We start from the raw sequence: 12,045 nt of genomic DNA, 5'->3' as shown, positions 1-12,045 counted from the left end.
TAGAAGTCTGTGGGTTCCGCCGGGGGTTTCAGACGCGTTCGACGATCGTGGCGATGCCCATGCCGCCGCCGACGCAGAGGGTCGCGAGGCCGTAGCGCTTGTCCTGGCGCTCCAGTTCGTCGACGAGGGAGCCGAGGATCATCGCCCCGGTGGCGCCGAGGGGGTGGCCGAGGGCGATGGCGCCGCCGTTGACGTTGACCTTGTCCAGGGACAGGCCCATGTCCTTCACGAACCGCAGGACGACCGCGGCGAACGCCTCGTTGATCTCGACGAGGTCGATGTCGTCGATGGTCAGGCCGGCCTTCTTGAGGGCCTTGCGGGTGGCTGGCGCGGGGCCGGTGAGCATGATGGTCGGCTCGGAGCCGGAGACGGCGGCGGAGACGATCCGCGCGCGCGGGGTGAGCCCATGGCGCTCGCCGACCTCCCGCGAGCCGATCGCGACCAGCGAGGCGCCGTCGACGATGCCGGAGGAGTTGCCCGCGTGGTGGACGTGGTCGATCCGCTCCACCCAGTGGTACTTCTGCAGCGCCACCGCGTCGAAGCCGCCCAGCTCGCCGATGTCGGCGAAGGAGGGCTTCAGACCGGCGAGGGAGTCGGCGGTCGTGCCGGGGCGCATGTGCTCGTCGTGGTCGAGGACGACGAGGCCGCTGCGGTCCTTGACGGGGACCACCGAGCGGTCGAAGCGGCCCTCCTTCCAGGCCGTGGCCGCGCGCTCCTGCGACAGGGCCGCGTACTCGTCGACGTCGCGCCGGGAGAAGCCCTCGATGGTGGCGATGAGGTCGGCCCCGATGCCCTGCGGCACGAAGTTGACGGCCAGGTTGGTCATCGGGTCGTTGAACCAGGCGCCGCCGTCGGAGGCCATCGGCACCCGGGACATCGACTCCACGCCGCCCGCGAGGATCAGGTCCTCCCAGCCCGAGCGGACCTTGGCCGCGGCCAGGTTGACGGCCTCCAGACCCGAGGCGCAGAAGCGGTTCTCCTGTACGCCCGCCACGGTGTCCGGCAGCCCGGCGGCGATCGCCGCGATACGGGCGATGTCGGAGCCCTGGTCGCCGACGGGGCCGACGACACCGAGGACGATGTCGTCGATCGCGGCCGGGTCGAGGCCCGGGAAGCGGTCGCGGAGTTCGTGGATGAGGCCGACGACGAGGTCGATGGGCTTCGTGCCGTGCAGGGCTCCGCTCGCCTTGCCGCGCCCGCGCGGGGTGCGGATCGCGTCGTACACGTACGCTTCGGTGCTCACTGGTCAAGCCTTTCGGGGAGGGTGGGCCGGACGGGTCAGTCGCCCTGGTGCGGGAAGTCGTCCACGGGGGTGTTCGCGGGGGTCTCGACGAGGTCCGCCGTCAGCCGCGGCACGCCCCAGTCCCGGGCGACCTCGCGGGTGTCGGCGCCGGGCTGCGCGGGTCCGGAGCGGACGGCCGTGGGGGTCGCGGAGAAACGGGGCGCGGGGGCCGGCTGGGTGATGCCGCCGTGGTCGGTGAAGGTGCCGCGGGCCGCGAGGTGCGGGTGGTGCGGGGCCTCGCGCAGCGACAGCACGGGTGCCACGCAGGCGTCCGAGCCCTCGAAGAGCGCCGTCCACGCGTCCCGGGTGCGCGTCCGGAAGCGGGCGGCGACGGCCTCGCGCAGCTCTCCCCAGCGCGTCCAGTCCGTGCGGGCGTCGCGGAGGTCCCCGAGGCCGAGGAGGTCCGTGAATTCGTCGTAGAACTGAGGTTCGAGAGCCCCGACCGCCATGTAGCCGCCGTCGGAGGTCTCGTAGGTGCCGTAGTACGGACAGCCGCCGTCGAGCAGGTTGGCCGCCCGCCGGTCCCGCCAGCCGCCGGCCGCGAGCATGCCGTGGATCATCGTGGAGAGGTGGGCGGTGCCGTCCACGATCGCCGCGTCGACGACCTGGCCGGCGCCCGTCACGCGCGCGTGGTGGAGCGCGGCGAGGACGCCCACGACCAGGTAGAGGGAGCCGCCGGCGTAGTCGCCGAGCAGGTTGGCGGGGGCGGGCGGGGGCTCGCCGGGGGCGCCGATCATGCCGAGGGTGCCGGTGAGCGCGATGTAGGCGATGTCATGGCCGGCGCGCTGGGCGAGGGGGCCCTCCTGGCCCCAGCCGGTCATCCGGCCGTACACCAGACGGGGGTTGCGGGCGTGGCAGTCCTCGGGGCCCACGCCGAGCCGTTCGGCGACGCCGGGCCGGTTGCCCTCGATCAGCACGTCGGCGCGGGCGGCGAGGTCGAGCACGCGCGCGGGGCCGTCCGGTGCCTTCAGGTCGACGACGACCGAGCGCTTGTTGCGGTTGGTGACGTCGAAGGCCGGGTCTACGGCGAGGGAGGGGCCGCCGGGACGGTCCACGCGTACGACGTCGGCGCCGAGGTCGCCGAGGAGCATCGCGGCGAAGGGGCCGGGGCCGATCCCGGCGAGTTCCACCACGCGGACCCCGGCCAGCGGGCCGTGCCCGGGCGTGCGTCCCGTCGTCATCCAGCCCCCTTGCTGTGACACAACCGATGTAACACCCGTGATGTTAAGAACGTGTTCCAGTGGACACAAGAGTGGGGCGAGCAAGCGCTTAGCCAGTTTACGGGCGACTCGCCTCACCGGCGCGCCGCGGACTCGCGCACTTTCTCCCGCTTCTCCGGGGTGTTCCCGTCCACGGCACCTGCTGCCTCCGGGCTCGTCGTCGGCCTCCGCCCTCCTCACGCTAGCCTCAGCCACCGGCTGCGGCGCGGGCTGCGTGGCCAAGAGGTGTCACGAACGGACAAGGGGTGTCATGAGCAGGCTAAAGAGGACGGACCGTCCGTACGACATCGTGCTCTTCGGGGCGACCGGCTTCGTCGGCACGCTCACCGCGGAGTACCTGGCCGCCCACGCGCCCGAGGGCCTGCGCTGGGCGATCGCCGGGCGCAGCGAGGAGAAGCTGCAACGGCTGCGCGAGCGGCTGGGTGCCGAGACCGGGGTGCTGCGGGCGGACGTCGGCGACCCGGCCTCGCTGCGCGCGCTCGCCGAGCACGCGCGCGTGGTGGCGACGACGGTCGGCCCCTATGTGGAGTACGGCGAGGAGCTCGTGGCCGCCTGCGCGGACACCGGCGCCGACTGTCTGGACCTCAGCGGCGAGCCGGAGTTCCTGGACCTGATGTACGTCCGGCACGACGCACGCGCGCGGGAGACCGGCGCACGGCTGGTGCACGCCGCCGGCTTCGACTCCGTCCCGCACGACCTGGGCGTGTACTTCACCGTCCGCCAGCTGCCGGAGGGCGTTCCGCTGACCGTGGACGGCTTCGTGACCGCCGACGCGGCCTTCTCGGGCGGGACGTTCGCCTCGGCGCTGGGGCAGTTCGCCCGCGGCCGGCAGGTGCTCGCCGCCGCGCGGGACCGGCGCCGGCACGAGCCGCGTCTGATGGGCCGGCGTGTCTCGGCGCCGCTGAGTGCGCCCCGGTTCGCCCCGGAGGTCGGCGCCTGGGCGCTGCCGCTGCCGACCGTCGATCCGCTGATCGTGCGGCGGTCGGCGAAGGCGCTGGAACGCTACGGCCCCGACTTCCGCTACCGCCACTACGCGGCCGTACGGCGGCTGCCGGTCGCCCTGGGCGGGGTCGCGGCCGTCGGGACGATCGTCGCGGCCGCCCAGTTGCCGCCCGTCCGGCGCCGGCTGTCGGACCGGCTCAAGCCCGGGGAGGGGCCGAGCCCGCAGAAGCGGGCGCGCAGCTGGTTCTCGGTCAGGTTCGTCGGCGAGGGCGGTGGCCGGCGGGTGTACACGGAGGTCTCGGGCGGCGACCCCGGCTACGACGAGACGGCGAAGATGTTCGCCGAGGGGGCGCTCGCCCTGGCCTGCGACGACCTCCCGGCGACGGCCGGTCAGGTCACCACGGCGGTGGCGATGGGCGACGCCCTGACCGAACGGCTGATCCGCGCGGGCATCCGGTTCCGGGTGGCCGCGAGCCGCTAGGTCGTGTCCGCGAAGTCCCGCCGTTCGCCCGCAGGGCGGGCCTCGCGGCGTCGTGGGGGCCCCTCCCGCGCGAGCGAAGCCGGGCGTGGGGGAGCGTGCTCCCGGCGTGCCGGGCGGACGGCCACGTACCGGGTGTACCCGGGCTTTCGCCCGGTGCGGCGAGAGCACGTGCCGGGCGTCGCGAGGCAGGCGGGACTTCGCGGACACGGCCTGGGCCCTGTCGCCCAGTGCCGTGACCCGCGTCGTCCTGGGGTCTCACACCGGCCACTGGACGAGGGTGTAGATCATTCCGGCGATCCAGCCGAGGCCCGCCAGGACGGCGAGGACCAGGGCGGCGTTGACGGCGCGCTCGACGGGCCGGTGGGGGTCGACGAGGGGCTTCGGGGCACGGTGCGTGGTCATGGGGCACAGCCTCGCGGGCGGCGGGCGGTGCGCACATCCGTACGGATACTCAGACGGCGTACTCAGGAAACGGCTCAGGGGCCGCTCGTCGCCTCCCGAAGGGCCTGCCGGCACAGTGCGTCGGCCCTGCGGGTCGTCTCGGGGAGGCGGAACCGCGGGGTGAGGGCCAGGGTGTGCGCGCAGGCGTTCCCCAGGTCCACCCGGTGGCCGACGGAGACGAACACCGGTTTGACGCCCGCCCGGGTGCGCAGGGCCCGCCCCACCTCCTCGTCGCCCGCGAGCAGCGGCGAGGAGGAGCCGCGCGCCGCGTCCGGGTCGTCGTAGGTGAAGGTGAAGGGGTTCTTCGCCACGCCGATCGTGGGCAGACCGGTGAGCACGCCGAGATGGCAGGCGAGGCCGAACCGGCGCGGGTGCGCGAGACCGTAGCCGTCGCAGACGACCAGGCCGGGCGGGCACGGCAGCGCGTCGAGGGCGGCCAGCACGGTGGGGATCTCCCGGAAGGCGAGCAGACCGGGCACGTACGGGAACGAGATCCGCCCGACGGCGGTGGCCTCGGCGACGACGTCGAGGCTCGCCGCGTCCAGGACGACGGCCGCGGCCGCGACGACGTCCCGCTCGTCGTCGTAGGCGACGTCGACCCCCGTCACCCGCCCCGTCCCGGGTCGCGGCCCCGGCTCGTCGAGAACCACCTCGGCCCGCAGCTCGTCCTGGACGGCTCGGGCCTCCTGCTCGGTCGCGGGCCAGCCCGCGGGAATGCTCACGGTCGTCATGATGAGGACGAGCGTACGACTCCCGCGCGCGGGCCCGCGATCGGGTCCCCCCGCGACCGATCAGCTCTTCCTGCCGCTCAGGGCGCGCTGCAGCTGACTCTTGTTCATGTCCGAACGGCCCTTGATGCCGCGCTGCTTGGCCTCCTCGTAGAGCTGGTCGTACGTTGGCCCCTGGGAGCCCTTGCCGGACCGCCGGCCGCCCCGCTCGCCGGACGACATGTCCTGCGTGGAGGTGCGGCTCGCGGTCTTCGCCTCACCGGACCGGGCACGTTCCTTGTTGACCGTCCGCGCGGCGATCTCCTCGGCGCGTCCGGTGCTCTCACCCCGGTCCTGCGCGCTCTTCTTGATGTGCTCGTACTGGCGCTCCCGCTTCGGGCTGGAACCGCGTGGCATGTGCGCTCACTCCTTCCAGGTGCGCTGCCCTTCGTGTGCGCGGTCCGAGTACCCCGAAATCGGTCAGCTCTCCAGCCGTGCCACCCGCCCGCGTTCGCCGGCGGCCCAGCAGCCGAGGCCTGCGGCGCAGTCCACGGTGTCGTAGGAGCCGGTGTCGAGGGTGCGCCAGGTGCGGCCGCCGTCGGTGGTCAGGTCGGTGCCCGTGGGGCCGACGGCGAGGGCGGCGGTGCGGCTGTGCGGGAGCCAGGTCACGCCGGAACGGTAGGCGGGCGGCGCGGTGGTGGCGGGGCGCCAGCTGCGCCCGGCGTCGCCGGTGGCGGCGGCGGACCGCGGGGAGGGCTGGTCGGCGCGGTAGTCGCCGCCGACGGCAAGGCCGTGCGCGCGGTCGCGGAAGGCGAGGGCGAAGACCCCGCGCGCGGGATCGCCCGCCGGGACGGGGGTGTCGGCGGCCGTCCAGGTCAGTCCCCGGTCGGCGGAGTGCAGTACACGCGCGCGTGCCGCTCCGCCGGTGGCCAGCCACACGTCCTTGGGCCCGGCGGAGACCAGGCACTGGCCACTGGCCGCGAAGCCCGCCTCGCCGTCCAGGGCGGCCGGCATGCCCGCGTCGGGCAGCACCTTCCAGGAGCGGCCGCCGTCGTCGGTCGACAGGATGCGGAACCTGCCGTCGACCGGGTCGCTCACGGCGAGGCCGTGGCGGCGGTCGAAGAAGGTCAGGCAGTCGTAGAAGGCCTTCGCGTCGGTGTTGCGGAAGGACTCCGTCCAGGTCACTCCGCCGTCGTCGGTGCGGTAGACGCGCGAGGCCTCGCCCTCGCCGATCGCGAGCACCACCGCGCGGCGCGCGTCGAACGCCTCGATGTCCCGGAACTGCAGGTCGGCGGCGCCGGGCGGCGAGACGTTCCGCCAGCTCGCCCCGCCGTCGGCGGTGCGCAGCACGGTGCCCTGGGTGCCGGAGACCCAGGCCGTGTGCCGGTCCACCGCGGACAGTCCGCGGAAGCGTACGGACGTGCTCCCGGTGTCCTTCAGGGCCCAGTGGGGGTTCCCGTGGCCCCCGTGGGCCTGGGCCACCGGCGCCGACAGGACGGCCAGCACCGCCGCGCAGGCCGCCGCGACCGCCCGTAAGCCCTTCGTCCCGGTCTCAGCCGTCTTCCCCGTCCTCGCCGTCTTCCCCGTGCTCCCCGTCCCCGCCGTCCGTACCGTGCGTCGCGTCTTCCCCAAGCGCCTCATGGCGCGGGAAGCTAGCCCACGGCCCCGGTGGCGTCCAGAGGCCCTCGCACGCCTCAACCGCCCTACCGGACACGGCAGGAGAGGTGGGTCACTCGCGTGCATGAAGGCGGTGACCGAGGTCACTCGGAATCTGTGTGCACGGATCGGCCGGTTCCAGCGTCTCTTCCTGTATCCGGTCCCACCCGCCCGGAAGTCCGTTCGACCTCGACAAGGGAGCAAGGCGTTGTCCACCGTCATCGAGCAGCCCGTAGAGGCCCGCCTGGTCGCCGCCGCGCCACGGATGCCGAGCATCCCCGCCATGCTGCACTACGACCGCAGCGATCCCTTCGCCGTCCGCATGACCTTCCCGGCCCCGGCGACCCTGGAGGGCGTCGAGGTCTGCTGGACGTTCGCCCGCGAGCTGCTCTCCGCCGGCCTCGAGGAGGCCGAGGGTCACGGCGACGTCCGCGTCCGCCCCTACGGGTACGACCGCACCGTGCTGGAGTTCCACGCTCCCGAGGGCACCGCCGTCGTGCACGTCCACTCGTCGGACATCCGCCGCTTCCTGCGGGCCACGAGCGAGCTCGTGCCGGTCGGCCGGGAGCACCTCCAGCTCGACCTCGACCACGACCTGGCCGAACTGATGCGGGACGCCTGCTGAGTCGGCGGCGTCATTTAATCCTTTGACGGGGCTTCCAGCCCCTCCTATCGTCTGAAGCGGTCCTGTTGCCGTCGATTGGAGAAGGACGTTGCTCGTCTGAGGTCCTGAGACACCGCGCCACCCGTACGGGTGAGCGCTGCGTGCGACCTCGGCGTTCGAGCCGTCCTTGCGCAACAGGGCTCTTTGCATGCCCGCGCTCCCCGCTCCCGCGGTGGTCGCCGCCCTCCGGTGTCTCGACACGCGTCTGCCCCTGACCGCACACGCCACCGCGAGGCCCGCTTTGACACGATCCATCACCTGTTCCTCCCTCTCCTTCTCCTGGCCCGACGGCACCCCCGTCTTCGAGGACCTCGACGCCGCCTTCGGCCCCGGCCGGACCGGGCTCGTCGGCGTCAACGGCTCCGGCAAGTCGACCCTGCTGCAACTGATCGCCGGACGGCTCACCCCGGCCGGCGGCACCGTGCGGATCTCGGGCGAGGTCGGCCACCTCCCGCAGAACGTCACGCTGGACACGGCACTGAGAGTCGACGACGCCCTCGGCATCGCCGCACAGCGCGCCGCCCTGCACGCCATCGAGGCCGGGGACGCCCGCGACGAGCACTTCGAGACCCTCGGCGACGACTGGGACGTGGAGGAGCGCGCCCTGGCCACCCTCGGCGAACTCGGCCTCGGCCACATCGGCCTGGACCGCACCGTCGGCGAGGTGTCGGGCGGCGAGTCCGTGCTGCTGCGGCTGGCCGCGCTGCTGCTGCGCCGCCCGGACGTCCTGCTGCTCGACGAGCCGACCAACAACCTCGACCTGTACGCCCGGCGCCGGCTGTACGCGGCCGTGGCGTCCTGGCCCGGCGTGCTCATCGTGGTCAGCCACGACCGGGAGCTGCTGGACCTCGTCGACCAGATCGCCGACCTGCGGGCCGGGGAGATCACCTGGTACGGCGGCAACTTCTCCGCCTACGAGGAGGCCCTCGCCACCGAGCAGGAGGCCGCCGAACGCATGGTGCGCGTCGCGGAGGCCGACCTGCGCAGACAGAAACGCGAACTGGCCGACGCCCAGGTCAAGCTGGCCCGTCGCAAGCGGTACGGGCAGAAGATGTGGGACCAGAAGCGCGAGCCCAAGATCGTCATGGGGGCGCGCAAACGCGCGGCGCAGGAGTCCGCCGGGAAGCACCGCATCCTGCACGAGGAGCGGCTCAGCGAGGCGAGGGAACGGCTCGACGAGGCCGTGGAGGCCGTACGGGACGACGACGTGATCCGCGTCGACCTGCCGTACACGGCCGTCCCCCCGGGGCGTGACGTCCTCACCCTGCGGGACCTGGAACTGGCGTACGGCGCGCGCGTGGCGGGCGGTGTCGAGCTGCGCGGGCCGGAGCGGGTGGCGCTCGTCGGACGCAACGGCGCGGGCAAGACGACCCTGCTGCGCACCATCGCCGGCGAACTGGCGCCGGTCGCGGGCGAGGCGCACGCGCACGTGCCGCTGCGTTTCCTGCCGCAGCGCCTGGACGTGCTCGACGACCGGCTGACCGTCGCCGAGAACGTGGCGCGGTTCGCGCCGGCGGCCACCGTCAACCGGATCCGGGCCCGGCTCGCCCGCTTCCTGTTCCGGGGCGCCCGCGCCGACCGGACGGCGGGAACGCTGTCCGGCGGGGAGCGCTTCCGGGCGGCCCTGGCGGCGCTGATGCTCGCCGAGCCGGCACCCCAGCTGCTGCTCCTGGACGAGCCGACGAACAATCTCGACATGGCGAGCGTCCGCCAGCTCACCACGGCCCTGGAGTCCTACGAGGGCGCCCTCGTCGTGGCCAGTCACGACCTGCCGTTCCTGGAGTCGATCGGCATCACCCGCTGGCTGCTGCTGGACGGGGAGTTGCGGGAAAGCAGCTTCGATGAGCTGGCGGATCCGCGGTAGGCGGCCGGTCTCAGGAGGGGCACAGGCCGGTGACAGGGGTTTTGTCCTGGTGGACCGGCGCTGCATGATGGCGGACCGGCGCCGTGTCAGGGGCGCCGGTCGGGCCCACGGCGTGATCCGCCGGGCGGGCCCGAGCCACCGCCGATTCGGAGACCCGTCCGTGCCCAGCAAGAAGGCCCTCGTCCGCCGCCCCGGCCCCCGTCTCGCCGAGGGTCTGGTGACCCACATCGAGCGGGAGAAGGTCGATGTGGAGCTCGCCCTGGAGCAGTGGGAGGCGTACGCGGAGGCCCTGCGCGCGCACGGCTGGGAGACGATCGAGGTCGACCCGGCCGACGACTGCCCTGACTCCGTGTTCGTCGAGGACACGGTGGTCATGTACAAGAACGTGGCCCTGATCGCGCGTCCGGGTGCCGAGTCCCGGCGCGAGGAGACCCAGGGGGTCGAGGAGGCCGTGGCCCGTCTGGGCTGCTCGGTGAACTGGGTCTGGGAGCCGGGCACCCTGGACGGCGGCGACGTGCTGAAGGTCGGCGACACGATCTACGTCGGCCGGGGCGGGCGGACCAACGCCGCCGGCGTGCAGCAGGTGCGGGCCGCGTTCGAGCCGCTGGGGGCGCGGGTCGTCGCCGTCCCGGTGAGCAAGGTGCTGCACCTGAAGTCGGCGGTCACCGCGCTGCCCGACGGCACGGTGATCGGGCACATCCCGAAGGTGGACCGGCCCTCGCTGTTCCCGCGCTTCCTGTCGGTGCCCGAGGAGGCCGGCTCGCACGTGGTGCTCCTCGGCGGTCCCAAGCTGCTCATGTCGGCCGGCGCCCCGAAGACGGCGGAGCTCTTCACCGACCTCGGCTTCGAGCCCGTGGTGGTGGACATCAGCGAGTTCGAGAAGCTGGAGGGCTGTGTGACATGTCTCTCGGTGCGGCTGCGGGAGCTGTACGCCTGAGCGGGTGACCGGATCGTCTGAACAGCCCTGGGACGTGCGGATCCCGGGGCTGTCGTGCAGGTCCGGAGTTCCGTTGTCGAGCCCGGCTGATCAGCGGTCTTTACAGCGTCCTTAACCTACGGCTTCGTAACCTACGGCTTCGTAGCCTACGATCCCGTAAGTTCCGGTTCTGCTCGCCGGAGTGTTTCGCTCCGCTTTCCCGTCCCCCTGGAGTACCTCGTGACGATCGCCACCCCTCATCTCGGCAGCCCCGCCGTCTGGACCGACGCCAAGCTGCTGTACGCCCTGGAGGAAGTGGTCGAGACGGAACTCAACCGGCATCTCAAGGTCGCCAAGGACTGGATGCCGCACGAGTACGTGCCCTGGAGCGACGGCCGCAACTTCCCGGGCTTCTTCGAGGACGGCGAGGCCTGGGACAAGGAGCAGTCCAAGGTCACCGAGATCGGCCGTATCGCGCTCGTGGTGAACCTCCTCACCGAGGACAACCTCCCGAGCTACCACCACGAGATCGCCAGCCTGTTCGGCCGGGACGGCGCCTGGGGCACCTGGGTGCACCGCTGGACCGCCGAGGAGGGCCGGCACGGCATCGTGATGCGCGACTACCTGCTCGCCTCGCGCGCGGTGGACCCGGACAAGCTGGAAGCGTTCCGCATGGCCCACATGAGCGAGGGCTTCGAGTCGGACAACCGCCACTCGATGCTGCACTCCGTCGCCTACGTGGCCTTCCAGGAGCTCGCGACGCGCATCTCGCACCGCAACACCGGCCACCAGTCCGGCGACCCGGTCTGCGACCGCATGCTGTCCCGCATCGCCACCGACGAGAACCTCCACATGGTCTTCTACCGCAACCTGCTGAAGGCCGCCTTCGAGCTCGCCCCCGACCTCACCATGCAGGCCGTGCGGGACGTCATCGTGAACTTCCGCATGCCCGGCCACGGCATGCCCGGCTTCGAGCGGTTCGCCGCGCAGATGGCGATCGGCGAGGTCTACAACCTGCGCATCCACCACGACGACGTGCTCCAGCCCGTGCTGCGCCACCTGAAGGTCATGGACATCGACGGCCTCGGCGCCGAGGGGCGGCAGGCGCAGGAGGAGCTGGGCCTGTTCCTGAACGGGCTGGACACGGAGGCCCGGAAGTTCGACGAGAAGCTGGCCGCGCGCAAGGCCCGGATGACAGCGCGCGCCGGCGCCTGATCCACACCCGGCACGGGCGCATCGTCACCCCGGCGCGCCCCGGCCGGCCGCCCGCGGCACCGGTCCGCCGAGAACGCCGCGCCGCCCCGCCGACGACGACAGCACACGCCCGTCGGCCACGGCACGCCCTCAGCACCGAACCCGCACCGGTGGATCTCGCCCTGCGGGGCGAGACACCCGACTGCCCCGTACCCGTTGCCCGCCCGGCCCCGTCGGTGCCCCGCGTGCAACGAAACCCCTACGCCGTGCCCTGCACGCCGGGCTCCCTGCACGCCTCGGCGCTGCCCGTACGCCCGGACCCTCCGCCCGCGCCACACGCCACCCGCCTCCGGGGCGGGGCACCCGGCTGCCTCGGGAGCCGTTCGGGCACGGCCCCGTCGGTTCCCTGCACGAGGCGGAACCCGTACGCCGTGCCTGCGCACCGGGCTCCCCGCACGCGCCGGCCGCTGCCCGGACGCCCGGGACCGTCCGGCCGTGGGGCGGGCCCGGTCCGGCGGGACCGTCGCCTGCCGTGGGACGGTGGCCGAGCCGGTGACGACGGCCGGGGGCATCGGGTGAGTCACGGCCGAGGGGGCGGGGCGGCTGGATTCGAACCAGCGTGTTCCGGTTCTGGAGACCGGCGCGCCTGCCTCTGCGCTACGGCCCCGCCCTTGGCGC

General features: G+C 73.2%; 11 protein-coding genes and 1 tRNA gene. 5 read left to right on the top strand and 7 right to left on the bottom strand.

The features are described 5' to 3' along the window. Nucleotides 1–28: 28 nt before the first annotated feature. Nucleotides 29–1,243: an acetyl-CoA C-acetyltransferase gene (locus ACFY2L_RS08675; protein WP_390658542.1), complete on the bottom strand. Its 1,215-nt coding sequence runs from the start codon at nucleotides 1,241–1,243 to the stop codon at nucleotides 29–31. A 35-nt stretch (nucleotides 1,244–1,278) separates the two neighbouring features. Then, nucleotides 1,279–2,463, bottom strand: a complete 1,185-nt coding sequence (locus tag ACFY2L_RS08670) for a CaiB/BaiF CoA transferase family protein (RefSeq protein WP_390821888.1) — start codon at nucleotides 2,461–2,463, stop codon at nucleotides 1,279–1,281. Nucleotides 2,464–2,752: 289 nt separating this feature from the next. On the opposite strand from ACFY2L_RS08670, the gene ACFY2L_RS08665 reads away from it, so the two are divergent. Next, nucleotides 2,753–3,925 (top strand): saccharopine dehydrogenase family protein, encoded by a 1,173-nt coding sequence (locus ACFY2L_RS08665; protein WP_390658544.1) that lies wholly within the window; start codon nucleotides 2,753–2,755, stop codon nucleotides 3,923–3,925. Nucleotides 3,926–4,180: 255 nt separating this feature from the next. On the opposite strand, the gene mmpA is transcribed toward ACFY2L_RS08665, so the two are convergent. The 4 genes from mmpA to ACFY2L_RS08645 form a co-directional block, all read right to left on the bottom strand. After that, complete coding sequence (gene mmpA, locus ACFY2L_RS08660) at nucleotides 4,181–4,327, bottom strand: morphogenic membrane protein MmpA (protein ID WP_390658545.1); 147 nt, start codon at nucleotides 4,325–4,327, stop codon at nucleotides 4,181–4,183. Nucleotides 4,328–4,401: 74 nt separating this feature from the next. Next, nucleotides 4,402–5,097: an endonuclease V gene (locus ACFY2L_RS08655; RefSeq protein WP_390821887.1), complete on the bottom strand. Its 696-nt coding sequence runs from the start codon at nucleotides 5,095–5,097 to the stop codon at nucleotides 4,402–4,404. A 60-nt stretch (nucleotides 5,098–5,157) separates the two neighbouring features. After that, nucleotides 5,158–5,490 carry a plasmid stabilization protein gene (locus ACFY2L_RS08650; protein WP_390658547.1) on the bottom strand — a complete coding sequence of 111 codons (333 nt, stop codon included), beginning with the start codon at nucleotides 5,488–5,490 and terminating at the stop codon, nucleotides 5,158–5,160. A gap of 63 nt (nucleotides 5,491–5,553) precedes the next feature. Next, on the bottom strand, nucleotides 5,554–6,714 hold the full coding sequence (locus ACFY2L_RS08645; RefSeq protein ID WP_390821886.1) for a WD40/YVTN/BNR-like repeat-containing protein: 1,161 nt from the start codon (nucleotides 6,712–6,714) through the stop codon (nucleotides 5,554–5,556). A gap of 223 nt (nucleotides 6,715–6,937) precedes the next feature. Here ACFY2L_RS08645 and ACFY2L_RS08640 point away from each other — a divergent pair, with 223 nt between their 5' ends. The 4 genes from ACFY2L_RS08640 to ACFY2L_RS08625 all read left to right on the top strand — a co-directional run bounded on the left by ACFY2L_RS08640 (nucleotide 6,938) and on the right by ACFY2L_RS08625 (nucleotide 11,388). After that, complete coding sequence (locus ACFY2L_RS08640) at nucleotides 6,938–7,354, top strand: SsgA family sporulation/cell division regulator (protein ID WP_390658549.1); 417 nt, start codon at nucleotides 6,938–6,940, stop codon at nucleotides 7,352–7,354. A 280-nt stretch (nucleotides 7,355–7,634) separates the two neighbouring features. Beyond that, nucleotides 7,635–9,257, top strand: coding sequence for an ABC-F family ATP-binding cassette domain-containing protein (locus ACFY2L_RS08635; protein WP_390658550.1), 1,623 nt, complete (start codon nucleotides 7,635–7,637; stop codon nucleotides 9,255–9,257). Between the two features lie 160 nt (nucleotides 9,258–9,417). Further along, nucleotides 9,418–10,194, top strand: coding sequence for a dimethylargininase (gene ddaH, locus ACFY2L_RS08630; protein WP_390658551.1), 777 nt, complete (start codon nucleotides 9,418–9,420; stop codon nucleotides 10,192–10,194). A 219-nt stretch (nucleotides 10,195–10,413) separates the two neighbouring features. Then, nucleotides 10,414–11,388 (top strand): acyl-ACP desaturase, encoded by a 975-nt coding sequence (locus tag ACFY2L_RS08625; RefSeq protein ID WP_390821885.1) that lies wholly within the window; start codon nucleotides 10,414–10,416, stop codon nucleotides 11,386–11,388. A 572-nt stretch (nucleotides 11,389–11,960) separates the two neighbouring features. On the opposite strand, the gene ACFY2L_RS08620 is transcribed toward ACFY2L_RS08625, so the two are convergent. Further along, a tRNA-Trp gene (locus tag ACFY2L_RS08620) sits at nucleotides 11,961–12,036 on the bottom strand. Between the last annotated feature and the right edge of the window lie 9 nt (nucleotides 12,037–12,045).

The sequence above is a fragment of the Streptomyces sp. NPDC001381 genome (assembly GCF_042895685.1).
Classification (GTDB): domain Bacteria; phylum Actinomycetota; class Actinomycetes; order Streptomycetales; family Streptomycetaceae; genus Streptomyces.
This window is presented reverse-complemented; position numbering and strand designations above follow the sequence as displayed.

Bases quoted from the DNA above. Each gene is read 5' to 3' on its own strand.
- ACFY2L_RS08670 (WP_390821888.1), bottom strand. From the start codon at position 2,463: ATGACGACGGGACGCACGCCCGGGCACGGCCCGCTGGCCGGGGTCCGC.
- ACFY2L_RS08665 (WP_390658544.1), top strand. From the start codon at position 2,753: ATGAGCAGGCTAAAGAGGACGGACCGTCCGTACGACATCGTGCTCTTC.
- mmpA (WP_390658545.1), bottom strand. From the start codon at position 4,327: ATGACCACGCACCGTGCCCCGAAGCCCCTCGTCGACCCCCACCGGCCC.
- ACFY2L_RS08655 (WP_390821887.1), bottom strand. From the start codon at position 5,097: ATGACGACCGTGAGCATTCCCGCGGGCTGGCCCGCGACCGAGCAGGAG.
- ACFY2L_RS08650 (WP_390658547.1), bottom strand. From the start codon at position 5,490: ATGCCACGCGGTTCCAGCCCGAAGCGGGAGCGCCAGTACGAGCACATC.
- ACFY2L_RS08645 (WP_390821886.1), bottom strand. From the start codon at position 6,714: ATGAGGCGCTTGGGGAAGACGCGACGCACGGTACGGACGGCGGGGACG.